The organism is Lacrimispora sp. YZC11 (assembly GCF_057543815.1).
Window position 1 is genome coordinate 150,608 of the sequence record NZ_BAAJYQ010000002.1, and the last position, 26,587, is coordinate 177,194.

The window sequence follows — 26,587 nt, forward strand, 5'->3', positions numbered from 1 at the left end:
GCTACGGAAGGTAGTAGAAGTCTTCCGAAGGAAGAGCTCCGCCTACAGATTTTGGATTGGCTTTAAATAAGACTTCAAAGAAAGGCTCCAGGCCATCCTTCATTTCCTGTCCAACAATATATACCTGATGAGATTCCGGTATGGCCTTCATGGCTATAGGCTTTTTCAATACTCCAAACGTTTCGCATAATTCAGATGTCTTTTCCAGATCAGAATGAACAGCCTTACAGGAAGACTCATAATCTGTCAGAAAGTTTTTTAAAACCTCAGGCCGTTTTTCAATAAGGTCACGCCGGACCACAATACATCCCTGGGAAATAAGGGCCTTGGTATCAAGCTTGTTCCATTCATCAGTCAAATCCAGTATCACATGGGCATTCTGATTGTTGGCGGCTACCTGCGCTGCGGAAGGCATGGGGATGGTGGCGATTTCAATATTGCCTGCTGACATCTGGGCAGATACCTCTTCATGCCCTGGTTTGTATTCAACGGTCACATCCACACCTGGTTCCAATCCGTTCTGGCGCAGCACATAATCAAAGGTATATTCCGGAATGGAACCCTGTCCGCTTCCATATACTGTTTTGCCTTTTAAATCATCAAGAGATTTAATGGAGTCATCGGTGCTCATCAGCTTTGTGACTCCCAGCGTGTTGACAGCTACGATCACTACCTTTCCCTCTGACTTGTTGTAAAGGGTAGCGGCCATATTGGTAGGCACTGCGGCAATATCAGCTTCCCCTGACAACAGCTTGGCGCTGGCCTCGTCAGGAGCAGTGGCAAGTGTCCAGTGATACTGGTTAAGAGAGGTTCCGGCTTCATTGGCTTCCAGTAAGTTGACGGCGCCAATACTTAGAAACCCGCTTACCAGAATCATGTTTGTCTCAGGCCGTTCTTTGGCAGCACGTTCAGATGTAGTTTCCAGAGTGCTTTCCACAGGCTTAGAGGCCTGCGTTTCAGCTCCGCTTAAGGCTGCGGAGGTCTGGACCGGAGTATTTCCGCTGCAGGCAGTAAGGCTGAACAGCAGAAGAAATGCGGTTGCGAGTGACGTTAACTTTTTTAACATAATAATCTTTTTCCTTCCCGATATAATTTTATAATAATATCCGATGAAGGTATTATATCGTTTGCTTCGAAGGCTTGTCAAGAATTTTGGAGTGTAAACGGGTAAGACAGGGCTTTAGACATGAAGCTTGCCCAGGGATTTTTCCATGAATTTTTCTCTGCCCCCGTTCTGAAAGATTCACAACTGGGAAAAATTATGATAGAATAAATATGGTAACAGAATAGGAGGAAGAAAAAATGTTTAATATACCTAAAGATCCGGTTATGCTGCTAAGCTATGTCAATACTCAGTTAAGAGATTATTATCCTTCTCTGGAGGAATGCTGCCATAGTCTTGGGATCCGGGAAGAGGACCTGACCCTTTCTCTGGCCGTGATTGATTATCATTACAACAGAGAGAGAAATCAGTTTGTATAAAGGGGTCATCGCAGCAGCGGTGGCCCTTTCTGCAATCAGATACCCTGCAAAAGCTACTTATACCTGTTTCATTGCTTGCAGGAATAAAGCGGATAATGACCGCTTAGACAGGAGGGATTTATTATGGAGACGGTTTTTTTACAGACGGTTGAAATCTGGAACTGGCTGATCGATCATCTGATCTATATCAACCTGATTCTTTCAATTATCATCGTATTTTTCCAGCGCCGCGATCCCAAAGCGGTCTGGACCTGGCTCCTGGCCCTGTATTTTGTTCCCGTATTCGGCATTCTTGTTTATCTGCTTTTGGGCCAGGATATGCGCAAGGGCAAGCTGTTCCGGATTAAGGAAGTGGAAGACCGTGTGCGTTATTCCGCAAAAAACCAGGAGGAATTTCTAAAAAATCATGACATCAGCCTGGTATCCTCTTTGTCCCGTGACTATGAGGATCTGGTGGTATACAATTTAGAGACTTCCGGATCAGTGCTGACTGTTGACAACACGGTTGAGATATTTGCTGATGGTGAGGAAAAATTTAAAGATTTAAGAATGGAGCTTTCCAATGCGGCCCATTTCATTCATATGCAGTATTACATCATTAAGGATGATGAAGTGTTTGATTCCATGATCCCCATCCTCATCGAGCGGGCCAGAGCAGGGGTTGAAGTACGCATTCTCTGCGACGGCATGGGAGGGCGTTTCATGCCAAAGAACAAATGGAACCGGCTCAAGGAAAACGGGGTAAAGGTGGGAATCTTTTTCCCTCCCATACTTGGCAGGCTCCAGCTTCGGGTAAATTACAGAAACCACAGAAAGATCGTGGTCATTGACAACAGGGTCGGATATGTGGGGGGCTTTAACATCGGCCGGGAATACATTTCCAAGGATGCCAGGTTCGGTTATTGGAGAGACACCCATTTAAAGCTGCAGGGAGGCTCCGTGTTAAGCCTCCAGATCCGCTTTGCCCTGGACTGGAATTATGCAACAGGAGAAAACCTGTTTAGAAACATGAAATATTTTTGTGAAGACGAAGACGGAAGGTGCCTGGAATTACTCGGAGTGGTTGACATAAATAGTGAGGATAAACAACTTGGAATCCAGATCATTGCAAGCGGCCCGGATGCGAGGAGCCGTCAGATCCGGGACAATTATATCCGCCTGTTTTCAAAGGCCAGGAATCACATCTACATCCAGACGCCCTATTTTGTACCTGATGATGCTGTGCTTTCCACTTTGCAGGTAGCTGCACGTTCCGGTGTGGATGTAAGGCTTATGATCCCCTGTAAGCCGGATCACCCCTTTGTTTACTGGGCTTCCTATTCCTATGTGGGAGATTTAATATCTGCCGGAGCCAGATGCTATACTTATGAAAACGGATTTCTCCATTCCAAGGGGGTCATGACCGACGGAAAAGTAAGCTCTTATGGCACTGCAAATATGGATATTCGAAGCTTTGAGCTTAATTTTGAAGTGAATGCCGTAATCTACGACGAGGAGACCACCCGCAGGCTGGAGGCTCTGTTCTTAGAAGACCTAAAGGTGTGCAAAGAGATCACAAGAGAGGTTTATGAGGAGAGAAGTATTATCATCCGGATCAAGGAACAGGGCAGCAGGCTGCTGTCCCCTCTTTTATAGAATTCTTTTACAGAAGAACATAATAAGTCCATAACCGGCGCATAATGGAGGGTATGAAGACACTATCACAAATAAACTTAAAACAGCTGCCACTTGATTTCTGCAAATGCGGGGTGACAGGCTGGTGCCTGGAGGTTATATTTACCTCCACGGAATCCATTTTGCGCCATGATTGGCGGCTTATGGGGCAGACCTCTCTTTTAATGTTTCCCATCTATGGATGCGGAGCTCTTTTAGGCCCCATTGGAGATCTTATTGACCGGTGGGTGACTCCCGGTTCAGGGTTTACGGCAAAAAAAGCGGAGCTGGCCATCCGCCATGGATTTCTTTACATGGTTCTCATTTTTGTGGCGGAATATTTAGCAGGCTCACTTTTGCGGGGCAGAGGGATGTGCCCGTGGGATTATACGGGACGAAACACCAATATAGACGGGCTGATCCGTCTGGACTTTGCACCGCTGTGGTTTGCCACAGGACTGTTGTTCGAACAAATTACAAAAAAGAAAGGCAGGTAGTATTGTAATTAAAGTCGCCATTTTATATAATAGATGAAATGGAGGGCTAGACCAATGATACGTTTTATTCTTGTAGCAGCAACAGTCATTTTATTTTTGATTTTAAGCATTCCGGTCATGGCTTTTGAGTGTATGATTGGTAAAAAGGACCGCCGCCAGCGGGATGTGCAGAGTCTGGCGGTGGTCCAGTGGATTTTCCGGATCATTCTTCAAATGGCCGGCGTGAGCATTACGGTTAAGGGAAAGGAGAATATTCCGACAGACCAGGCCGTTTTGTATGTGGGAAATCACAGAAGCTATTTTGATATTCTTGTAGGATATGTGACGGTTCCCGGTCTCATGGGATTTGTGGCTAAAAAAGAAATGGAGAAGATCCCCCTCCTTTCCACCTGGATGAAATTAGTCAATTGCCTGTTTCTTGACAGGAAGAATTTAAAGGAAGGCTTAAAAACCATTCTCACAGGAATCGATCAGGTAAAAAAGGGCGTTTCCGTCTGGATTTTCCCGGAAGGTACCAGAAACCGGGAGGAAAATCCCCTGGATCTGATTCCTTTTAAGGAAGGAAGTCTTAAAATTGCGGAAAAAAGCGGCTGCCCGGTAGTACCGGTGGCAATTACCGGAACTGCGGAGGTGTTTGAACGGCAATTTCCCCGCATGCTTCCCTCCCAGGTGACTATTGTATTTGGTAACCCCTTTTATCCAAAGGAGCTGGAGCCGGAGTTCCGGAAATTCCCCGGCGCCTATGTAGAGAATCAGGTAAAGGCTATGCTGAAAGCAGAGCTTAAAAGCCAGGGAAAGCTTACAGACAGAGCTTAAGCACACAGACAGATAAGACAAAGGAATGATAATACCCATGAAGACATTGGACTTACAGGAGATCAGAAAGCAGCTTGACGGAATTGACCGTGAGATTGTAGCGTTATTTGAAAAGCGGATGGAGCTTAGCAGCCAGGTGGCGGAATATAAGATTGAATCAGGCAAGCAGGTCTATGACAGGGAAAGGGAACAGCAAAAGATCGAGGCCGTGACCGGTATGGTGGAGGATGAATTCCATAAACATGCGGTACGGGAGCTGTTCACCCAGATGATGACCATTAGCCGCCATTTACAGTACAAGCTTATGGCGGAGCACGGATTGAAAGCGGAAAATGATTTCCGCCCGGTAAACGAACTCCCTGTAAAGCAGGTACGGGTGGTGTATCAGGGAGTGGAAGGCGCCTACAGCCACGAGGCGGCCTTAAAATATTTTGGAGCCGATGCGGATGCCCGCCATGTGGACTCCTGGGAGGATGCCATGAAAGAGGTGGAGGCAGGAACGGCGGATTATGCGGTGCTGCCGATTGAGAATTCCTCGGCAGGGGCTGTTACCCATAATTATGACCTGCTCATAAAGTACCACAATTACATTGTTGCGGAAACCTTCCTTTCCGTAGACCATGCGCTGCTTGGGCTTTCGGAGTCAAAGGAGGAGGAAATCCAAACGGTATTTTCCCATCCCCAGGCTCTTATGCAGTGCTCCGAATTTTTGAATTCCAACAGGGGCTGGAAGCAGATCAGCCTGGAGAATACTGCTGTGGCCGCCAAAAAAGTCCTTGAGGATGGAGATCCGACCCAGGCGGCGGTAGCCAGTGAGATCGCAGGGAAGATTTATGGGCTGAAGGTTTTAAAGTCTTCCGTCAACCATAATAAAAACAACTCGACCCGGTTCATCATCCTGTCAAGGGAGCCGGTATACCGGGAAGCTGCGGGAAAGATAAGCATAAGCTTTGAACTGCCCCATAAGAGCGGTTCTCTATATAATATGCTGAGTAATTTTATCTATAATGGGGTCAACATGATGATGATCGAGTCAAGGCCCATACTTGGAAGAAACTGGGAATACCGGTTTTTCATAGATATCGAAGGGAATTTAAGTGATGCCTCCATTCAGAATGCCCTAAAGGGAATCGCCGAAGAGGGGAGCAACATGAGGATTTTAGGAAATTATTAAAGGCTTGCAAAGGTTCGTCCTGGTGATCGGGCCAGGCATGGATATAAGCGGGATGCGGACCGACCGAACATGCTTGAATGTTCAATCGGCGGCTGCCGCGATAACAATAAGAAACCCGCATAGCGTGTTTCTTATTGTTTTACAAAAAAGAGGATGGTTGAAAGAAGAACGTCTTTTAACCTTGAGTTTATGAATCAGCCGGATACACAATCATATCCGCCTGATTCATTCAGGAGGCAAATTATGAAATCCCAGGAATTGATATTATACCGCAATTTAAATCATCGTGAACTTTTTGACAAAACCGCCGGGCTTTTGAGCCTGGAACAGCGGTCGAAAACAGAAACAATGCCGGATTCCTATGCCTGCGCCGGTCAGCTCATAGAGCTGGCGGCTTCCTATGGCTTTGAGGGGAATCTCTGGCATTGTTTTTTAGCATTCTGCCTGGCAAATAATGAAAACGCCTACAGCACCTCCTGTGAGATCGTAGGTCCCATGGAAGGGACCTTAAATGAACTGGCTGCCCACGACTTCCGGGTCATTATGGAATTGTTCGATTATGACATCCGAAAGCTGGACCGTTTAACCCCCGGGGAGGGGAAAGGGATATGGACCGCCCTTTCCGATTACAGGACGGCAGAGGTCAGCAGCAAGATCTACAATAAGAGGATCAGGGATCAGATCGTTGCCCTGGCTGTTGCTCTGGAACAGGCTGGGGATGAAACGGTTTTTGCTTCTGAGGTAACGGAGTTTTACCGCAGATTCGGAGTAGGGAAGTTCGGCCTTAATAAAGCCTTCCGCATAGAAGATGGGGTGGGAGAGCCTCAGATTCTGCCCATTACCAGCATGGAACACGTCCGTTTGGACGACATCATCGGCTACCGGCTGCAAAAGCAGAAGCTGATCGAAAATACGGAGGCATTTTTAAATGGACGTGCTGCCAACAACGTCCTGCTGTTCGGAGACAGCGGAACTGGAAAATCCTCCAGCATCAAGGCAATCCTCAATGAATATTATGACAGGGGGCTTCGTATCATTGAGGTCTACAAGCATCAGTTCAAATCGCTTTCAAAGGTCCAGGAGCAGGTAAAGGACCGGAATTACAAGTTTATTATTTACATGGATGACCTTTCCTTTGAGGATTCTGAATTGGAGTATAAGTATTTAAAGGCAATCATTGAAGGAGGTCTGGGCAAGAAGCCGGGCAATGTGTTAATCTATGCCACTTCCAACCGCAGGCATCTTATACGGGAAAAATTCAGTGATAAAAGAGAGCTGGATGATGACTTACATAATAATGACACCGTCCAGGAAAAGCTTTCCCTGGTGGCCCGCTTCGGTGTGACCATCTACTTCGGTTCGCCGGACAGAAGAGAATTCCAGGAGATCGTAAAGGAGCTGGCCGCCCGCAGCGACATAAACATGCCTCTGGAAGAACTGTATGCAAAAGCGAATATATGGGAATTAAATCACGGGGGCTTATCCGGCAGAACGGCAAGCCAGTTTATCACACACATTTTAGGAACAACCGATGAACGCACTGCGGGCATACCTTTATGCCCGGAAAGCAAGTCAGGAAAGATGAAAAGACAGAGTGGAATAAATAAAAAGCTGCCTGGGTAATGGGCAGTAAGGAGGAAAGGTATGGCAATAAGATTATTTGCCGCCATTGATGTGGGATCGTTTGAATTAGAGCTTGGTATCTATGAGATTTCCGCGAAAACCGGAATCCAGAAGGTGGACCATGTCCGCCATGTCATTGCCCTTGGAAGAGACACCTATAACGATGGAAAGATCAGCTATGAGCTGGTGGAGGAAATGTGTCAGGTCGTCAAGGATTTTGCCGATATCATGCAGTCCTACAAGGTGATCGGCTACAGGGCCTATGGCACCAGCGCCCTGCGGGAAGCGAAAAACAGCCGGATCGTCCTGGATCAGATCCGGGTGAGGACCGGGATCGAAGTGCGGGTCATCAGCAACTCCGAACAGCGCTTTATCAGCTATAAGGCTATCGCCTCAAAGGATGCGGAATTCCATAAGATCATACAAAAAGGAACTGCCATCGTAGATGTTGGCTTTGGAAGCATGCAGGTTTCCCTGTTTGACAGGGATGCCCTTGTTTCCACCCATAACCTGATGCTGGGCGTTTTAAGGATCCGTGAAATGATGGGTACCATACAGGTCGACAACCAGATGCAGAATACCCTGATCGAAGAAATGGTAGATAATGAACTGTACACTTTCCGCAAGGTTTACTTAAAGGACAGGGAGATCAAAAACCTGATCGGGATCGGAGAGAGCATCCTTTATCTGTCCAGGGGCAGCCGCGGCGGAAAGCCTGTGGAGCGGGTCACTGCGGAGGAATTTGCATATTTTCATGAAAAGATCGTGGGAATGTCCTTAGACCAGATCCAGGATCGGTTTGGGGTCAACGCGGAATATGCGTCTCTACTGGTCCCGGCGGCTATCATCTTTAAACGTGTTCTGGAACTGACCAAGGCAGAGCTTTTCTGGATACCGGGAATCCGCCTGTGTGACAGCATTGCCGCTGAATATGCGGAAGAGACAAAGGCGGTAAAATTTAACCATGATTTTTCCGAGGATATTCTTGCGGCCTCCCGCAACATGGCAAAGCGTTATAAATGCCATGGTCCCCACACGGTCAATATGGAAAAATACGTGCTTGAAATCTTTGACAGCATGAAGAAATATCACGGAATGGGAAAGAGGGAAAGGCTGCTTTTGCAGATTGCCGCCATCCTTCACGCCTGCGGCAAATTTATCAGTATGAGAAATCCCAGCGAATCCGCCTACCATATCATCATGTCAACGGAGATCATCGGCCTGTCCCATATGGAACGGGAGATCATTGCCAATGCAGTCCGCTACAACGGGGTGGAATTTGATTATAACCGGATCCATTTAAGTGAGGAGGTGTTCCATAACACAAAGGGAGAATTTCCTCATGAGGACAGCCTCATACTTGTGGGAAAGCTGACAGCCATCTTAAGGCTGGCCAATTCCATGGACCGCAGTCACAAGCAAAAGCTTTCAGACAGCCATATGAGCGTAAAGAACGGGCAGCTGATGGTGACCGTCTCACATGAAGGTGATATCACCCTGGAAGCGGTGTCATTTCGCCAGAAAGCAGACTTTTTTGAAGAGATATTCGGAATAAGGCCTATATTAAAACAGAAGAGGAGGTTATCCTGATGACAGGCACCAATGAAATTTACAACAATCCTGAAAGTTATGTAAATCGGGAACTGAGCTGGATCGAATTTAATTACCGCGTGCTCAGTGAAGCGAGAGATAAAACCCTCCCTCTTTTTGAACGGCTGAAGTTTTTAAGCATCACCGCCTCCAACTTAGATGAATTCTATATGGTCCGTGTGGCCTCCCTAAAGGATATGGTCCATGCCAAATATACAAAGCCGGATATTGCCGGCATGAAGCCGCCGGAACAGCTTGAAAAGATCAGCGGACGGACCCATGAGCTGGTTGCTTTGCAGTATTCTACCTATAACCGTTCCCTTCTGCCTGCATTAAAACAGAATGGGCTCCGGGTGGTCCAGGTCCATGAAGACCTAAGCAAAGAAGAGGGAAGCTATGCGGACAGCTATTTTGAGAGGAACGTGTATCCGGTGCTCACTCCTATGGCTGTGGATTCCTCCAGGCCATTCCCTCTGGTCCGAAACAAATCCTTAAACATCGCGGCTCTCCTTCAGAAAAAAAGCGGGGAAGAGGAACTGGAATTTGCCATGGTCCAGGTTCCAAGCGTCCTTCCGAGGATTGTGGAGCTTCCCACCGGGAAAAAGGATGAACGTGCGGTCATTTTGCTGGAACAGATCATTGAACGGAATATCGGCAGCCTGTTTTTAAATTACAATGTCATTACCGCCCATCCCTTCCGCATCATGAGAAATTCGGATCTCACCATTGACGAGGAGGAAGCGGAGGACCTTTTAGAGGAGATCCAGAAACAGCTTAAGAAGCGGCAGTGGGGCGAGGCCATCCGTCTGGAAGTGGAAGAAAAGATGGATAAACGCCTGTTAAAAATACTCAAGCGGGAGCTGAGCATCAGCTCCGTCGATATCTTTGAGATCGCAGGTCCTCTGGATCTGACCTTTCTCATGAAGATGTATGGAATGAAAGGCTTTAACCATTTAAAGGCCGTTCCCTATATTCCCCAGCAGGTTCCAAGGCTTATGAATGAGGAGGACATATTTACCAACATCCGGGGAGGCGACATTTTGCTTCACCACCCTTTTGAATCCTTTGATCCTGTGGTAAATTTCGTAAAAACCGCTGCCATTGACCGGTCGGTCCTTGCGATTAAACAGACCCTTTACAGGGTCAGCGGAAATTCCCCCATCATTGCCGCTTTGGCAGAGGCTGCCGACAATGGAAAACAGGTATCGGTTCTGGTGGAATTAAAAGCCCGCTTTGATGAGGAAAATAATATTAACTGGGCAAAAAAGCTGGAAAAGGCCGGCTGCCACGTCATCTATGGGCTGGTAGGCCTAAAAACCCACAGTAAGATCACTCTGGTGGTGAGAAGGGAAGAGGATGGCATCCGCCGTTATGTTCATTTGGGTACTGGAAATTACAATGATTCCACGGCAAAGCTTTATACGGATTTCGGCCTTATGACCTGCAATCCTCAGATCGGGGAAGACGCCACCGCCGTATTCAACATGCTTTCAGGCTATTCGGAGCCTCTTCACTGGAATAAGCTGGTGCTGGCTCCCATCTGGCTGCGGGCCAGGTTCTTAAGGATGATCCGCAGGGAGACGAGAAATGCGGAAAGCGGGAAAACGGCTCATATTATGGCCAAGATGAATTCCCTTTGCGACAAGGAGATCATAGCGGCCCTTTATGAAGCCTCCTGTGCGGGAGTGAAGATCGGATTGATCGTCCGCGGGATATGCAGCTTAAAGGCGGGGGTCCCGGGCTTAAGTGAAAATATTACGGTTCATTCCATTGTTGGAAATTTCCTGGAGCATGCCCGGATTTTTTATTTTGAAAATGACAACAGCCCGGAGCTTTATATGGGAAGCGCCGACTGGATGCCAAGAAACTTAGACCGAAGGGTGGAGATCATGTTCCCTGTAGAGGATGAAATATTGGCAGAGCAGATCCTCCATGTTCTTAAGGTGCAGTTTCAGGATAACGTGAAGGCCCATATCTTAAAACCCGACGGAACCTATGAAAAACCTGATAAAAGGGGCAAGATCCTGGTCAATAGTCAGGAACAGTTCTGTGAAGAGGCAATCCAGAACGTTAAGGCGGAGCTTGGCAAGTCAGATCCGGTAGGCAGCCGGATATTTATTCCTACGGAAAGTCAGGGATAAGCCAAAGGGAAAGCTCTCCAAAGTTACCGAATTATAGCTTTTTTGTAAGAAAATAGTAAGGCAAAGATACCTTTCTTGTGGTAAAATGGATGCAGGCTTTTCCTTAATATAAAAAGAAAAGCTGCTTACATAACGACAAGGGAGGTATTTTTCATGTCCGAAACAATAAACATTCTGGTTGTGGATGATGAGAAAGAAATTGCAGACCTGGTGGAGATCTACCTGGTCAGTGATGGATATAAAGTTTTTAAAGCGGATAATGCGGAAGAAGGACTGGGAATTCTGGAAAAGAACCAGATCCATCTGGTACTTTTAGACATCATGATGCCTGGTATGGATGGCCTGCAAATGTGCAAGAAAATAAGGGAGACCAATAACATCCCCATCATCATGCTCAGCGCCAAGTCCACGGATCTGGACAAAATTCTGGGACTTGGAACAGGGGCGGATGATTACGTGACAAAGCCCTTTAACCCCCTGGAGCTGACGGCGCGGGTAAAATCCCAGCTTCGCCGTTATACCCAGTTAAACCCCAACAGCGCAGTAAACGAATCAGCTAAGAATGAAATCGCAATAAGAGGACTGACCATTAACAAGGATAACCATAAGGTGACTGTTTATGGGGAAGAGATCAAGCTCACCCCCATTGAGTTTGACATCCTCTACTTACTGGCCTCCAACCCCGGAAGGGTGTTCAGCACCGATGAGATTTTTGAAAAGGTGTGGAATGAAAAGGTTTATGAGGCAAACAACACAGTAATGGTACATATCAGACGGCTGCGGGGTAAGATGAAGGAGGATACCAGACAGAACAAGATCATCACCACTGTTTGGGGGGTAGGATACAAAATTGAAAAGTGATCTTAACCGCCGTTTTCATACACGGGTCATTGCCAATATTTTTTACAGTGCAGTGGTCACGGTCCTGATCGAGATATTTCTGGTAACCAACGTATCTTTGGTAGCCTCCTACATGAGAAACACAGAAAAGGACAATGCATTTGTGGAGATGCTGACCTCCTTTGATGTGGTGGTGATCCTGATTTATGTGGTTTTCGGGATCGGAATATTCACGGTCACATTTCTCCTCCTCCAGGAAAAATCGATGCGTTACATCAGCCGGATTTCTGATGCCATGCAGAGTATTTCTGAGGGAGATTTAAATATTACGGTTGACATTGAGGGAGATGATGAATTCTCCGTCATGGCTGCCAGTTTAAATAAGATGGTTGGAGATTTAAGAGGCCTCATGGATAAGGAACGGGAGGCGGAGCGGACCAAGAACGAGCTCATCACCAATATTGCTCATGACCTAAGGACTCCATTGACATCCATCATCGGGTATCTGGAGCTTTTGTCCGGAGAGACGAAGCTTGATCCGGAAGTCCAGAAAAAGTACATAGGCATTGCATACGTGAAGACAAAGCGGCTGGAAAAGCTGATCGAGGATTTATTCGGATTTACAAAGCTGAACTATGGAAAGATCTCCATGCACGTATCCAAGGTGGATGTGGTGAAGATTTTAAGTCAGCTTCTGGAAGAATTTTATCCCAGTTTTGTGGATAAGAACCTATCTTATGAGCTTCAAAGCAATGTTCCCGCCCAAATAATCTCAGCGGATGGCAACCTTCTGGCCCGTCTGTTTGATAATCTGATCAACAATGCCATCAAATACGGAGCGGATGGAAAGCGCATCCTGGTTAAGGTCCATGGCAGCGAAGAACTGGTTACCATCCAGGTGATCAATTATGGTTACGTAATCCCGGAGGAAGAGCTGCCTCTTATCTTCAATAAGTTTTACCGTGTGGAACAGTCCCGGTCTACCAATACGGGAGGAACAGGGCTGGGGCTTGCCATCGCAAAGAATATTGTGGATATGCACGGCGGAACCATTCAAGTGACCAGTGATTTATCCGGAACGGTATTTACGATAAAGCTGCAGGTGGATTTTGATATAAATAAAGAGAACTTTGGAAAGATTGGGTGACAGAGAATGAAATTCAGAAAGATATCCCTGATTTGTGCCATGGCGGTCACCATAGCAGGCAGCGTAACGCTGCCTGCTTTCGGTATGGCATATGAAACAACGGCTGGAATGGAGGCAGGGAATTCCTTTACAGACGGAAATTATGCGGCTTTTAATTCCGGCGTTTCCATGGATGTTTCCTACGGCTATGAGGGGAATGCAAAAAGCGGCCGCTACGTACCGGTAAATTTTTCGTTCAAAAACCAGCTGGATTCCGAATTTCAAGGGACGGTCCAGGCCATTGCCATGGAATCCGATTACGACATTTACCAGTATGAATATCCGGTTTCCTTAAAGGCCTTTGAAGCTTCGGAGGAATCCTTAGATATTCCGGTGGGAAGGGCAGATGTTCTTTATGTGAAGCTTCTGGACTCCCAGGGAAGAGAGCTGATCCGCAAACGCTTAAAAATGAATGTTACGTCAGATATTGCGGAACTGTTTGTTGGGGTTTTATCCGATGAGCCGGAGACTATGTCCTATATGGATGGGGTGGGAGTGAATTACAGCTCTGTCAAGATCAAGACCTTTGAGATGGATACAGAAAAGATGCCCGATAAAGTCATCGGGCTGGACCTTCTGGATGTGCTGGTCATTACGGATTACGATACCAAAAGACTGTCAACCGACCAGGTATCTGCAATCTGGGAATGGGTGAAGGAAGGGGGAACCCTTCTTCTTGGAACAGGCAGCCGGGTGGATGACACCCTTTATGCCTTCCGGTCCGATATCCTGGAGGAGGATTATGCTCCCCCATCGGAAAAATCCGTGGACATGGGAGTGGAATATTCCTCCAACGGTCCGGGGGATTCCTTCATGAATCTGGTTTGCGCAGACGTTTCCCTAAAAGGAGGGACCGGTGTTCTGTCCAACGATGAATTCCCTGTCCTTACCTCCGTCTCAAAGGGAAAAGGGAGAGTAGGTGTGGCTGCCTATGATTTTGTGGATATTGCTTCTTTCTGCCAGGTCCAGCGTTCCTATGTGGATAAGCTTTTCACGGCGCTTTTGGGAGAAACCAAGTTAAATGATTTATCCTCATACCTTTACAGCGGCAATTCCGGCCAGTTCTGGTCCGTGCAGAATATGCTAAATACCGGAAATGTAGATAAGCTGCCGAACCTGGTTCTTTATACCGCAGTAATTCTGGGATACATTGTTTTAGTGGGCCCGGGACTGTACCTGTTTTTGAAGAAGCAGGAACGGAGAAGGTTTTACCGGACCGCGGTTGTGACGGTTTCCCTGTCTTTTTCGGCAGTGGTTTATTTAATGGGAGTAGGAACCAGGTTTAAGGACACCTTTTTTACTTATGCGACCATTCTGGACACCACGGAAAACTATGTAGATGAATATACCTATATCAACATGAGGACACCTTACAACAAGGCATATACCATCGCCCTGGATCCGTCATACGATCTGCTTCCCATTACCAGAAGCAGTTCCTATGAGATGAAGCCGGTTCCCAGATTTATGGGAAGTGAGGACTATAAGGTGAAGATATCCTATGGAGATAAGGACACCAGGATTTCGGCCCAGAATGCAGCTGCCTTTACCCCCAAATATTATTCCTTAAGGAAAAGAACTTCTAATACAGAGCATAAGGGTCTTTTGGGGGACATCACCCTGTTTGAGGGAAACGTATACGGCACTGTGACCAATGAATATCCTTTCCAGGTAGAAAAGGTGGGAATCCTGATGTACGGGAAAATGGTGGTCATTGATGAACTGAAGCCGGGAGAGACCATGAACCTTAACGGGCTGCCTGTCATCAACTATCCCATTAATAATTCCTTCCTGGTATCTGCACGGGTAACGGGAAGCTATCAATATCCAAAAGCGGATATTGAAGACCCGGCTTATATGCTGGCTTTATCAAGAACCAATATTTTAAGCTTTTACCTTGATAAATATTCCTCATTCTATAATCCGGAAGCCAGGATCGTGGCTTTCAGCAAGGACCAGTCAGACAGCCAGTTTCTTGCCGGGGGAAATTATGAGACTTACGGCATGTCCATGTTTACGTCTACCATTAATGTAAAGACAAAAAAAGATGGGGAAACCTCCCGTTCTGCTCTTATGAAGACTCCTACGGTGGTAAGCGGGCAGTATTATGCGGATTCTAACGCCATTTACGGCGTAGACCCGGTATCCCTGGAGTATTTTCTCGGAAATGATATGGAGGTGGAAAAGCTGACCTTTGAAAACCCATCTGATGAATTTTTAAACAGCGAAAACTTTTACTATACCACCATCTTTAAGGGGAATATTTATTTCTATAATCACGATACGGGGAATTACGATGCCATGGAGCCAGATAAAACCGTGTATAAAGCCTGGGAGCTTACCCCTTATCTGTCTCCCGGCAACACGCTGACCGTAAAATATGTATGTGACAATACATCTGAGAATAACTGGTATGTGACTCTGCCAATGCTGACTGTGGCAGGAAGGGATAAATGATGTTAGAGATTAAGGATTTGCGGAAAAAGTTTGGAAAATTCCATGCGTTAAACGGCCTGGATCTTCATATCCCCCAAGGATCTCTTTATGGCTTTGTAGGGCCTAATGGAGCAGGAAAGACCACCACCATCAAGATCATGACAGGGCTTCTTTTTGCCGACAGCGGTAAGGTGATGATCGACGGCGTGGATGTGTCCAGGGGCTTAAATGAATTAAAGCTGAAGATCGGCTATGTGCCGGACTTTTTCGGCGTTTATGACAATTTGAAAGTCAATGAATATATGGAGTTTTTTGCCTCCTGCTACGGGATCGACGGGCTTAAAGGCAGGACCAGATATATGACCCTTTTGGATCAGGTGGGGTTAGAGGATAAGGTGAATTTTTACGTAGACAGCTTATCAAGAGGAATGAAGCAGCGCCTGTGCCTGGCAAGGGCTTTAATCCACGATCCCCTTTTGCTGGTCCTTGATGAACCGGCCTCAGGGCTGGACCCACGAACCAGGTTTGAATTTAAAGAAATCTTAAAGGAATTAAAGGAGCAGGGAAAAACCATATTCATCAGCTCCCATGTGCTTTCCGAACTTTCCGAACTGTGTACGGACATTGGGATCATTGACCAGGGAAAGATGATCTTAAGCGGCAGCATGGAGGAGATCCTGCGCAGGGTCAATGCTTCCAATCCTCTGGTTATCTCTGTTCTAGGAAATAAGGAAAAAGCGCTGACCATCTTAAAAAGCCAGCCCTGCGTCCAGACCATCGCGGTGAAGGACGAGGACATCCGGGTGAATTTCATTGGAGATGAGCAGGATGAGGCCCTTCTTTTGCAGCAGTTGGTGGATGCCGAAGTGCTGGTACATGGATTCTGCAGAGAACAGGGAAGCTTGGAATCCCTGTTTATGCAGATCACGGATCATGATAAAGAAAAGGCGGTGCTTGTACATGAAATTGAATCCGGTTTATAAGAGGGAGACAACGGTCAGCTCCAGAAGCTTCCGTCTGGCGCTGATCCTGGCTCTTTTTAATACGATTCTGGCTTTGGTGGTTCTGCTTAATATGTATTCCGTGGTAGAGAGAGTAAAACTCACTGCGGAAATCCAGTATTCTTCTTTTACCAATTTGTATGTATTCGTAGCTGCGGTGGAATTTGTGATGCTGATGTTCATCATGCCGGCGCTGACCGCAGGAAGCATCAGCGGAGAAAGGGAACGCCAGACCCTTGACCTTCTTCTTACCACCACCTTGAAACCATGGGAGATCATAGTGGGGAAGTTTACCTCATCCTTTAGTACCATGTTCCTCATGATCATGTCCAGTTTTCCTCTTCTGGCCGTATCATTTGTATATGGGGGAGTGATGGTTTACGACGTATTACTCTTGCTTTTCTGCTACCTGGCTGTTGCCCTTCTCTGCGGAAGCATGGGAATCTGTTTTTCTACCCTGTTCAAGCGGTCCACCATTGCCACCGTGGTAAGCTATGGGGTGCTGGTTGTCATTGCCGCAGGTACCTATGCGATCAATGTCTTTGCACTGTCCATGGCACGGATGAATATGAGCAGCACCTATGCCATGACCGTTGGCGGCATGGCAGACCAGACCAATTCCGGCGCATGCTTGTATCTGCTCCTGTTAAACCCGGTAGCTACCTTTTATGCCATGATCAACGGCCAGACAGGGGATAATCAGGTGGTAAGGAGTTTAAACAGCTGGTTCGGTCCCCATCCGGATAACTTTATCATGGAAAACTGGGTGGTCTTAAGCATTTTCATCCAGCTGGCTCTGGCCGCCATATTTATGTTCATCGCCGTGAAGGCCATCAGTCCGGCCAAAGGGAAAAAAATAAGAAAAATAAAATGACAGGAGGTTTTTATGCTTACAATCGGATGTCATCTGTCTTCCTCAAAAGGCTATTTAGCCATGGGGAAGGAGGCTGTGAAGATTGATGCCAACACCTTTCAGTTCTTTACAAGAAATCCCAGGGGAACCAGGGCCAAGGCCATGAATCCTGAGGATGTGGACCGTTTCCTGGCCTTTGCCAAGGAACATGGAATTAACCGGATTCTGGCCCATGCGCCCTATACTTTAAATGCCTGCTCCGCGGATGAAGGGCTTCGGGCCCTTGCCATAGACACCATGAAGGATGATTTAGAACGGATGGAATACACTCCAGGAAACTGCTATAATTTTCACCCGGGAAGCCATGTAGGTCAGGGGGCGGAAACGGGGATCGGCTATATTTCAGATATGTTAAATCAGATTCTGACTCCGGAACATCATACCACGGTCCTTTTAGAAACCATGTCCGGCAAGGGCAGTGAGATAGGACGGGAATTTGAGGAGCTGCGGGAGATCCTGGACCGGGTAGAACAAAAGGACCACATAGGAGTCTGCCTGGATACGTGCCACGTATGGGATGCGGGCTATGATATTTCCGGTGATTTAGACGGAGTCTTAAACCGGTTTGACCGGATTATCGGCCTGGATAAATTAAAGGCAATCCATTTAAATGACAGCCAGAACCCTCTGGGGGCCCACAAGGACCGCCATGCAAAAATCGGAGAGGGCTTTATCGGTTTTGAGGCGCTGAAGCGGATGACGGTTCACCCGGCTTTAAAGGGCCTTCCTTTTTATCTGGAAACGCCCAATGACCTTTCCGGGTATGCGAAAGAAATATCCATGATGAGAGGAACGGTATAGCCAACCAGTTAATGGTGTAGTATAATGAGCGAAAGAGAGTGAAGATGAGCTTGCTCATCGGCACGAACGGCGAATGACGATCAGGAACCGCAGGTTCGTGATATATAGAGCGAAAGAGAGCGAAGATGAGCTTGCTCATCGGCGCGAACGGCGAATGCCGATTAAGAACCGCATAAAAATAAATAACCGTTAAGGAGGAAATGACATGGGAATTGTTAAGGCACTTACTACCGCAGTAGGAGGTTCACTGGCAGACCAGTGGCTTGAAGTGATAGAAGCAGGCAATATGGGAGACCAGACCGTATTCGCAGGCGGAGTGAAGATCCGCAAGGGATCCAATACCAAGAGCACAGATTATACCGTATCCGACGGTTCCGTCATTCACGTTTACCCCAATCAGTTCATGCTTTTGGTAGATGGCGGAAAGGTGATCGATTACACAGGGGAACCAGGCTATTTTACCGTGAAGAACTCTTCCCTTCCCTCCCTCTTTAACGGCCAGTTTGATGAGGCGTTAAAGGAATCCTTTGACCGGATCCGCTTTGGCGGTCAGACGCCCACTGCCCAGAAAGTATATTTTATCAATCTACAGGAGATTAAAGGAATCAAGTTCGGTACCCCAAATCCAATTAACTACTTTGACCAGTTCTATAATGCGGAATTGTTTTTACGGGCACATGGAACGTATTCCATCAAGGTGACAGACCCTCTGCAGTTCTATGCGGAGGCCATACCGAAAAATACTTCCCGGGTTGAAGTGGATGACATCAACGCCCAGTATTTATCTGAATTTTTAGAGGCTCTTCAGTCTTCCATAAACCAGATGTCCGCCGATGGCATCCGGATTTCTTATGTAGCTTCCAAGGGAAGAGAGCTGGGCCAGTATATGGCTGATATTCTTGATGATGAGTGGAAGATCCAGAGAGGAATAGAGATACAGTCCGTAGGTATTGCCAGTATTTCCTATGATGAGGAATCAAAGGAGCTGATCCACCTTCGCAACCAGGGGGCCATGTTAAGCGATCCCGGTGTCAGGGAGGGTTATGTGCAGGGAGCAGTGGCCAGAGGCTTAGAAGCGGCAGGAAGCAATGCCAATGGTTCCATGGCAGGATTTATGGGTATGGGCATGGGAATGAATGCAGGAGGCGGCTTTATGGGAGCAGCTTCAAGCACCAACTTTCAGCAGATGCAGATGGATCGGACCCAGCAGGGAAATCCTGGGGAACGGACGGCAGCAGGCGGAGAGAGTAAGGCCGAAAGCCCCTCTGACAGCCCATGGACCTGCAGCTGCGGAAATGTTAACACAGGAAAATTCTGTCCGGAATGCGGAAATCCAAAGCCGGCAGAAACATGGACCTGTGAATGTAAAACTGTAAACAATGGCAGATTTTGTTCGGAGTGTGGAAAACCAAGACCATGAGTGAGATCATAAGTTATAAATGTCCAAATTGCGGCGGGCCGCTTATCTTTGATCCGAAAAAGCAGAAGTATGCCTGTGAATACTGTTTATCAGAATTCAACCAGAAAGAAACAGAAAGCGGGGAGCCGCAGGAGCCTGAGGCAGGAAAGAAAAAAGAGGGCGGAGAGCCTGTATTATATACCTGCCCCAGCTGCGGGGCCGAGATCGTAACGGATGAAACAACCGCTGCGACCTTCTGCTATTATTGCCATAACCCGGTGATCCTTTCGGGCAGGCTTTCCGGCGAATTCCATCCGGATTATGTAATTCCGTTTGCAATGGAAAAGAAGCGGGCTGTGGAAATCTTTGAACAATGGATGAAAAAGAAGCGGTTTGTTCCAAAGGCTTTTTACAGTGAAGACCAGATCGAGAAAATCTCCGGCGTATATTTTCCTTACATGCTTTACAGCTGCCGGGCGGAGGGAAGCCTGGATGCAAAAGCAGACCGTCTGCGGGTATGGGTAAGCGGTGACCGCCGCTATACGGAGACCCAGACCTATGATGTCCGCAGAGAAGGCACCATGCCAGTGAAATTCGTGCCCCGCAATGCCTTGAAAAAATCCAACCGGGAGCTGGTGGAGGGGGTACTGCCCTTTGAAACAGAGAAAATGAAACCCTTTACCATGGGGTTTCTTTCCGGCTTTGTGGCAGAACGGCGGGATATGGGAGAGCAGGAATTTTCTGAAGAAGTAAAGTCAGAGGTGCGCCATTTTGCCGAAGAGTCCTTAAAAAGCAGCATTACATCCTATGATTCTGTGAGAGTTCAGAATCAAACCGTCCATCTGGATGAAGAAAAGTGGGAGTATGCTCTTTTGCCTGTGTGGACCCTTACCTACCATGACGGAGCAAAAGACCAGATGTATTATTTTACAGTGAATGGGCAGACAGGTAAGGTATGCGGTAAGCTTCCTGTGGACCGTAATAAGCTGATGCTTTTGTTTCTTGAAATATTCCTGCCCGTATTTTTTGCCATGCTGATTGTGGGGTATCTGATATGATGAAAACAAAGGGATTGTTTCTTCGGATATGCCGGGTGGCTGTATTTCTGCCCGTGGTTCTTCTGCTTCTGACCTTTCTTTCCGGAGGCATGAAAGCTTATGCCGAAAGCGGGAGCCCTGAAGGTGTTTCCGGGGAAAAGCGGGTCTATGATGAAGCGGGACTCTTTTCCAGAGAGGAAACAGAAGCGCTGGAATCCCGGATCCAGGCGTTGAGAGTAGAGATGAACATGGATGTGGTGATCACAACCACAGACCGGGCAGGCGGAAAGACAGCCGGGGAATATGCGGAGGATTTCTACATAAGAGGAGCCTTTGGAGTTGGAAAGGATTACAGCGGAGCGTTGTTCCTGATAGACATGGATAACCGTGAGATTTACATCCTTCCCGTAGGAAAAATGAACCGCTTTTTAACGGATAAACGTTGGAATTCCATTTTGGATGCCGCCTATGAAGAAGTAAGCGGCCAGAACTACGTTGCCTGTGCTGGGAGCTTTCTGGACGGCGTGGCTAAATATTACAAGGCCGGGATTCCCGGAGGACAGTATAATTATGATAAGGAGACAGGGAAAATAAGCGTTTACCGCAGCATCCGGTGGTATGAGGCAGCGTTGGCAGCTCTCATCGGGCTGATTGCAGCGGCCGCTGCCTGCGGTGGAGTGACCAGCCGGTATTCCATGAAAAAGGAGAGAGGCGGGGCCAGAAACTCATTGATGGCCTATCGTGCAAACTGTCAGTTCCGGTATTCGGACCAGTACGACCATCTGGTGAACAAGACTGTGACCTTTATGATAATTCCACGGAATCAGGGGAATGGAGGCAATGGCGGCGGCGGTTTTTCCTCCGGCGGCAGGAGTACCACCCACACCTCCTCAGGACACACCATGGGGGGCGGGGGACGGAAATTTTAATAAAAGATTTTCTCCCTGAAAAACAAACACAAAAACCTGCTGATAAAAGTCAAAACTTTTTTAGCAGGTTTTTGTGCTTGATGGATGATATTCTATGAAAACCCTTCATTTATCAGGCCAGATATACCGGAATGGGCATGTCTAAGGAAATGGAATCCTCCGTAATGACACAGTCATAAGCTAAAATATGGACACCGGCCTCCTTCGCACTTTTTAACGCTTCCGCAAATTCCGGATGCGTTTTTCTATTTGGCGTAAATGCTTCCATCTCTTTCATCTGGATAACAAACAGGATGTAGGCTTCATACCCTTCACTGTGGGCGTTTATAAGCTCCTGCATGTGCTTTACTCCCCGCAACGTCGGCGCATCGGGAAACATGGCAAGTCCGTTTTCTTCCAGAGTGACTCCCTTAACTTCCATGAATGCAGGGATTTCCTCTTGGTGCTCCTCACATCTTCCCGGCAGCACCGCCTGAAAAGCCAGGTCGAACCGTGACTGGTCATAGGTGATTTCCCGTCTGATGTTTTTTATGGCAGGGTGATAAATGGAAGGGTTCTCCACAGCCTGATGAAAAGGCAGTGGCGGATTTTCCCGGATGGATTGCAGCCATTCGTAAGCCGCCTGATTGGGGGCCTGGGAATCCATGTTGATGAGGAGCGGCCCTCCCCTTTCCCGTTCTTTCCATACGCCGATCAAAGAGTATTCTGTTTTTCTTCCCAGGGCCGCGGCCTCCGGATGAAACTGCACCAGCACCTTAACACCGGGGATGAGCAGCTCCCGGCAGCGTCCTGTATTTTTAACATGACAGATCACCTCTTCTTCCCCATGGCTTTTTTTTGCAATCAGGACGTGGGCAATAAAACGGTTGGGGCGGCTTAAAAAGGTCCCTGTCAGCATGTGTTCGTATCTCAATGAAGTTATCTCTCCTTTCTGTATCCAAGGGTATTTTACCACAAGGAGAATAAAAATGGAATCCTTGTGTCTTTGAAGTGAACACATCTGTGCGCTGGTTGGAAACTTTTTTGTCCTTTTTTCTTGCGCCCTTAAGAAAAGTATGCTACAATGCTGGCAAGGTTTTTGATCCATTGATTATGAGAGAGCAGGAAAGGAATAAAATACCATGGAAATATCCTATCAAAGTACAAGGGGCGGCGAGACCGGTGTGACGGCTTCCCAGGCAATCTTAAAGGGTCTGGCGGCAGACGGCGGCCTGTTTATGCCGTGTTTTATCCCAAAGCTTGACAAGTCCATGAAGGAATTGTCGGCAATGACATACCAGGAAACAGCCTATGAGGTCATGAAGCTGTATCTCACGGATTACAGTTCTGAGGAGTTAAAGACCTGCATTGAACGGGCCTATGACAGTAAATTCGATACAGAGGAAATCGCTCCTCTGGCCAAGGCTGACGGGGCTTATTATCTGGAATTATACCATGGAAGCACCATTGCATTTAAGGATATGGCACTTTCCATACTTCCTCATCTGATGACAGTTGCTGCAAAAAAGAACCAGGTAAAAAATAAAATCGTGATCCTTACCGCCACCTCCGGCGATACAGGAAAGGCTGCTATGGCCGGTTTTGCCGATGTGGAGGGAACCGAAATTATCGTATTTTATCCAAAGGATGGCGTAAGCCGTGTCCAGGAGCTTCAGATGGTGACCCAGAAAGGGGAAAACACCCATGTGGCTGCCATTCATGGAAACTTTGACGATGCCCAGACAGGGGTAAAAAAGATATTCGGAGATAAGGAGTTTGCCCGCAGGCTTGATGAAAAGGGATTTCAGCTGTCCTCCGCCAATTCAATCAACATCGGAAGACTGGTTCCTCAGGTGGTATATTATGTTTATGCCTATGCAAAGCTCCTTGCCTGTGAAGAGATTTCTGATGGAGAAGAAATTAATGTTACCGTGCCTACGGGAAACTTTGGAAACATTCTTGCTGCCTACTTAGCAAAGCAGATGGGTGTTCCCATTAAGACCCTTATCTGTGCCTCCAATGAAAATAAGGTTCTTTATGATTTCTTCCAGACAGGAACCTATGACAGAAACCGGGATTTTATTCTTACCAGTTCTCCGTCCATGGATATTTTGATTTCCAGCAACTTAGAGCGACTGATCTATTTAAGCGCAGGATGCGATGCAGAGGCAAATGCAGCCCTTATGAAGGAGCTGGGAGATCAAGGCAGCTATGCGGTAACAGCCGGAATGAAGCGCTTTATGGAAGATTTTAAGGGAGGTTATGCGGGAGAAGAGGAAACCAGGGAAGCCATTAAGAAGGTTTTTGATGATACCGGATATCTGATTGATCCCCATACCGGCGTTGCAGCCTGCGTATATGGCCAATACAAGACAGAGACAAAGGATCAGACGAAGAACATCATTGCCTCCACGGCAAGCCCTTATAAGTTCGCGGGAAGTGTTCTGGAAGCCATTGAAGGACAACAGGAGGAGCCGGATGAATTCCGGATCATTGATCATTTGTCAGAGATATCCAAGGTCCTTATACCACCGGCAGTAGAAGAAATCCGCACCGCACCTGTACGCCACGATACAGAATGCGATGGGGATAAGATGAAGGAAGCTGTTGAAAGCTTTTTAAGCTAACAGGTGTTCCGGTTGGCATACCGGCACCATTTTCCGCTTAAGACGCGGGTGGAGAAGAAAATGGCGCGCACCAGCCAGTCAATGGTCATGGCGATCCAGATTCCCATAAGGCCAAGGCCAAAATAGAGGCTGAGTATGTAAGCCAGGACGATCCGGCAGATCCACATGGAACAGATGGAAACGGTCATGGTAAATCGGACGTCATTGGCAGCCCGCAAGCCGTTGGTCAGGCAAAAGGACAGGGGATGAATGATCATGCAGCAGATGCTGTGGTAAAGCATCAGCTTGTAAGCCAGGGCGCTGGTTTCACCCGACAGATGAAACAGGCTGCATATGGGATTTAAAAACGGTATGATGGAAAGGTTTAATACCCACAGACAGATATATGCCGTTTTTAAAAGCTTCCCCATATATTTGCGGGCCTGTTTCAGTTCCCCGGCCCCTACACACTGCCCCACAACCGTTACCAGGGCGATGCCTATGGCACTGGCAGGGATGGTTTCCAGGCTGCAGATGGTGCCTGCCACCGCATTTGCAGCGATGGCCATGGTGCCGAAGCTGGCGGTCAGACTGGACAGTAAAAGCTTTCCAAGCTGGAAAATGCTGTTTTCCAGACCATTAGGAATACCGATGTAGAGGATCTGGCGCAGCATGTTCCTATCAGCGCGCAGACGGAATTCAATGGGGAAATTACTCTGCTTTTTAAGAAGGAGCAGCATGACCACTGCGGATAAGATCCTGGAAAACAGGGTAGAAAGCCCGGCACCTGCCACGCCCATTTGAAACACGTAGATTAACAGGAAATTTCCTGCGATATTGCAGAGGTTGGCACCCAGGGAGACCTGCATGGATACCTTGGAGTTTCCGGCTGTCCTGAAAAGGGCTGCGCTGCTGTTATAAAATGCCAGGAACGGATAGGAGAGGGAGGATATGTAGAAATAAATTCTCCCGTTATGCATGACCTCCTGGCCGATCTCTCCGTATATAAGCCTTAGAAGCGGCCCGTTAAAGATTAGGGTCACTGCCATAATAGCCATGGAAAGCCCGCCAACGGCAAGGAACAGCTGGCCGGAGGCCTTGGCAACACTTTTTTCATCTTTCCGTCCGATGTACTGAGCCGTCACAACGGATCCTCCTGCAGCCATTGCCCCGAACAATCCGATCAAAAGGACGTTTATGGTATCCACGATGGATATGCCGGATACGGCTTCTTCGCCGCATGAGGCTACCATAATGATATCTGCCATACCCATAAAAACAGCCAGTATCTGCTCTATGACCAGGGGAAAAATCAACTGGCGCAGCTGTTTGCTGGAAAACATATCCGGTTTTTCCTGATGTTCCTGCATTTCTGTGGTTTCAGAGCTGGGGCGGCGGAAAATACCTTGTGTCATCTTTCGTCTCATAAAAAATCTCCTAATATGTATTTAGAACCTGTCCCCATTATAAGGCATAGTTGTGATAAAAGCAAAATGTAACTTTGTTATAAAAAAGACAATCTGGAAAAATTATTCTTTCCAAATAGGGTAAGATGGTATATAATAATAAAGACGTACGAGAAAAAAATTAATTGGAGGTTTGTGATATGTTAGTTTCAGCAAAAGATATGCTTGAAAAGGCAAGAGACGGAAAATATGCAGTTGGACAGTTCAACATCAACAACCTTGAGTGGACAAAAGCTGTTTTACAGACAGCCGAAGAACTGAAATCCCCGGTTATCCTGGGTGTTTCCGAAGGCGCTGGCAAATACATGACAGGCTATAAGACCGTAACAGCTATGGTGAAAGCCATGATTGAAGAATTAAATATTACTGCTCCCGTAGCGCTTCATCTGGATCATGGTTCCTATGAAGGCTGCTATAAGTGCATTGAAGCCGGATTTTCGTCCATTATGTTTGACGGTTCCCATTACCCCATCGCTGAGAACGTGGAAAAAACCACGGAGCTTGTGAAGGTCTGTGCAGAAAAAGGAATTTCTCTTGAAGCAGAGGTCGGTTCCATCGGCGGCGAAGAAGACGGCGTTGTGGGTATGGGCGAATGTGCAGATCCTGATGAGTGCAAGCAGGTTGCGGACTTAGGTGTAACCATGCTGGCAGCAGGAATCGGCAACATTCACGGAAAATATCCGGAAAACTGGGCTGGCTTAAGCTTTGATACCCTGGCCGCTATAAAAGATAAAGTAGGCGACATGCCTTTAGTGCTTCACGGTGGTACAGGCATCCCGGAAGACCAGATCAAGAAGGCCATCAGCCTTGGCGTTGCAAAGATCAATGTGAATACAGAGTGCCAGCTTACCTTTGCAGAAGCTACCCGTAAGTACATTGAAGCAGGCAAGGATTTAGAAGGCAAGGGCTTTGATCCCCGTAAGCTTCTCGCCCCCGGTACAGAGGCCATTAAAGCCACTGTGAAAGAGAAAATGGAATTATTTGGATCCGTTGGAAAAGCTTAAGTAAAATATTTTTC

At 47.3% G+C, this 26,587-nt stretch carries 22 protein-coding genes; 19 read left to right on the forward strand and 3 right to left on the reverse strand.

The genetic code is table 11. The features are described from left to right. Position 1: 1 nt before the first annotated feature. Entirely contained in the window at positions 2 to 1,066 is a 1,065-nt protein-coding gene (locus AC27IJ_RS00620; protein WP_312444934.1) for an ABC transporter substrate-binding protein, read from the reverse strand. A gap of 236 nt (positions 1,067 to 1,302) precedes the next feature. Here AC27IJ_RS00620 and AC27IJ_RS00625 point away from each other — a divergent pair, with 236 nt between their 5' ends. The 17 genes from AC27IJ_RS00625 to AC27IJ_RS00705 all read left to right on the forward strand — a co-directional run bounded on the left by AC27IJ_RS00625 (position 1,303) and on the right by AC27IJ_RS00705 (position 21,518). Then, a complete protein-coding gene (locus tag AC27IJ_RS00625; protein WP_312444933.1) occupies positions 1,303 to 1,482 on the forward strand; it encodes a DUF4250 domain-containing protein in 180 nt (59 codons plus the stop codon). 123 nt (positions 1,483 to 1,605) lie between these two features. Next, positions 1,606 to 3,117: a cardiolipin synthase gene (gene cls / locus AC27IJ_RS00630; RefSeq protein ID WP_312502780.1), complete on the forward strand. Its 1,512-nt coding sequence runs from the start codon at positions 1,606 to 1,608 to the stop codon at positions 3,115 to 3,117. Positions 3,118 to 3,161: 44 nt separating this feature from the next. Further along, positions 3,162 to 3,632, forward strand: a complete 471-nt coding sequence (locus tag AC27IJ_RS00635; protein ID WP_312444929.1) for a putative ABC transporter permease — start codon at positions 3,162 to 3,164, stop codon at positions 3,630 to 3,632. Positions 3,633 to 3,686: 54 nt separating this feature from the next. After that, complete coding sequence (locus AC27IJ_RS00640) at positions 3,687 to 4,448, forward strand: lysophospholipid acyltransferase family protein (RefSeq protein WP_312444928.1); 762 nt, start codon at positions 3,687 to 3,689, stop codon at positions 4,446 to 4,448. Positions 4,449 to 4,485: 37 nt separating this feature from the next. Then, on the forward strand, positions 4,486 to 5,622 hold the full coding sequence (gene pheA, locus AC27IJ_RS00645; RefSeq protein ID WP_312444926.1) for a prephenate dehydratase: 1,137 nt from the start codon (positions 4,486 to 4,488) through the stop codon (positions 5,620 to 5,622). A 243-nt stretch (positions 5,623 to 5,865) separates the two neighbouring features. Then, on the forward strand, positions 5,866 to 7,245 hold the full coding sequence (locus tag AC27IJ_RS00650) for an ATP-binding protein (RefSeq protein ID WP_312444924.1): 1,380 nt from the start codon (positions 5,866 to 5,868) through the stop codon (positions 7,243 to 7,245). A gap of 21 nt (positions 7,246 to 7,266) precedes the next feature. Further along, positions 7,267 to 8,835, forward strand: coding sequence for a Ppx/GppA phosphatase family protein (locus AC27IJ_RS00655; RefSeq protein ID WP_312444923.1), 1,569 nt, complete (start codon positions 7,267 to 7,269; stop codon positions 8,833 to 8,835). After that, the gene (locus tag AC27IJ_RS00660; protein ID WP_312444921.1) at positions 8,835 to 10,976 is read left to right on the forward strand and encodes an RNA degradosome polyphosphate kinase; all 2,142 of its coding nucleotides are present in this window, start codon (positions 8,835 to 8,837) and stop codon (positions 10,974 to 10,976) included. The genes AC27IJ_RS00655 and AC27IJ_RS00660 overlap by 1 nt, the downstream gene beginning before the upstream one ends. A gap of 153 nt (positions 10,977 to 11,129) precedes the next feature. Continuing rightward, positions 11,130 to 11,837, forward strand: coding sequence for a response regulator transcription factor (locus AC27IJ_RS00665; protein WP_312444919.1), 708 nt, complete (start codon positions 11,130 to 11,132; stop codon positions 11,835 to 11,837). Further along, on the forward strand, positions 11,827 to 12,963 hold the full coding sequence (locus tag AC27IJ_RS00670) for a sensor histidine kinase (RefSeq protein ID WP_312444918.1): 1,137 nt from the start codon (positions 11,827 to 11,829) through the stop codon (positions 12,961 to 12,963). Before AC27IJ_RS00665 ends, AC27IJ_RS00670 begins: the two co-directional genes overlap by 11 nt. Before the next feature lie 6 nt (positions 12,964 to 12,969). After that, positions 12,970 to 15,459, forward strand: coding sequence for a hypothetical protein (locus AC27IJ_RS00675; RefSeq protein WP_312502781.1), 2,490 nt, complete (start codon positions 12,970 to 12,972; stop codon positions 15,457 to 15,459). Next, the gene (locus AC27IJ_RS00680) at positions 15,459 to 16,421 is read left to right on the forward strand and encodes an ABC transporter ATP-binding protein (protein ID WP_312445051.1); all 963 of its coding nucleotides are present in this window, start codon (positions 15,459 to 15,461) and stop codon (positions 16,419 to 16,421) included. Before AC27IJ_RS00675 ends, AC27IJ_RS00680 begins: the two co-directional genes overlap by 1 nt. Further along, the gene (locus tag AC27IJ_RS00685; RefSeq protein WP_312444916.1) at positions 16,399 to 17,313 is read left to right on the forward strand and encodes an ABC transporter permease; all 915 of its coding nucleotides are present in this window, start codon (positions 16,399 to 16,401) and stop codon (positions 17,311 to 17,313) included. The genes AC27IJ_RS00680 and AC27IJ_RS00685 overlap by 23 nt, the downstream gene beginning before the upstream one ends. A 12-nt stretch (positions 17,314 to 17,325) precedes the next feature. Then, complete coding sequence (locus tag AC27IJ_RS00690; protein WP_487147252.1) at positions 17,326 to 18,153, forward strand: deoxyribonuclease IV; 828 nt, start codon at positions 17,326 to 17,328, stop codon at positions 18,151 to 18,153. Positions 18,154 to 18,358: 205 nt separating this feature from the next. Then, positions 18,359 to 19,573 (forward strand): SPFH domain-containing protein, encoded by a 1,215-nt coding sequence (locus AC27IJ_RS00695; protein WP_487147253.1) that lies wholly within the window; start codon positions 18,359 to 18,361, stop codon positions 19,571 to 19,573. Then, positions 19,570 to 20,610, forward strand: a complete 1,041-nt coding sequence (locus AC27IJ_RS00700; RefSeq protein ID WP_487147254.1) for a TFIIB-type zinc ribbon-containing protein — start codon at positions 19,570 to 19,572, stop codon at positions 20,608 to 20,610. The genes AC27IJ_RS00695 and AC27IJ_RS00700 overlap by 4 nt, the downstream gene beginning before the upstream one ends. After that, complete coding sequence (locus AC27IJ_RS00705; RefSeq protein ID WP_487147255.1) at positions 20,607 to 21,518, forward strand: TPM domain-containing protein; 912 nt, start codon at positions 20,607 to 20,609, stop codon at positions 21,516 to 21,518. The genes AC27IJ_RS00700 and AC27IJ_RS00705 overlap by 4 nt, the downstream gene beginning before the upstream one ends. Before the next feature lie 112 nt (positions 21,519 to 21,630). On the opposite strand, the gene sfsA is transcribed toward AC27IJ_RS00705, so the two are convergent. Further along, positions 21,631 to 22,431 carry a DNA/RNA nuclease SfsA gene (sfsA, locus tag AC27IJ_RS00710; protein WP_487147256.1) on the reverse strand — a complete coding sequence of 267 codons (801 nt, stop codon included), beginning with the start codon at positions 22,429 to 22,431 and terminating at the stop codon, positions 21,631 to 21,633. Between the two features lie 208 nt (positions 22,432 to 22,639). On the opposite strand from sfsA, the gene thrC reads away from it, so the two are divergent. Then, positions 22,640 to 24,124: a threonine synthase gene (gene thrC, locus AC27IJ_RS00715; protein ID WP_487147257.1), complete on the forward strand. Its 1,485-nt coding sequence runs from the start codon at positions 22,640 to 22,642 to the stop codon at positions 24,122 to 24,124. Here the strand turns inward: thrC and AC27IJ_RS00720 are convergent. After that, the gene (locus AC27IJ_RS00720) at positions 24,121 to 25,530 is read right to left on the reverse strand and encodes an MATE family efflux transporter (protein WP_312444906.1); all 1,410 of its coding nucleotides are present in this window, start codon (positions 25,528 to 25,530) and stop codon (positions 24,121 to 24,123) included. The genes thrC and AC27IJ_RS00720 overlap by 4 nt on opposite strands. 179 nt (positions 25,531 to 25,709) lie before the next feature. Between AC27IJ_RS00720 and fba the strand changes: the two genes are divergently transcribed. Continuing rightward, entirely contained in the window at positions 25,710 to 26,573 is an 864-nt protein-coding gene (gene fba, locus AC27IJ_RS00725; RefSeq protein WP_312444904.1) for a class II fructose-1,6-bisphosphate aldolase, read from the forward strand. Positions 26,574 to 26,587: the final 14 nt, after the last annotated feature.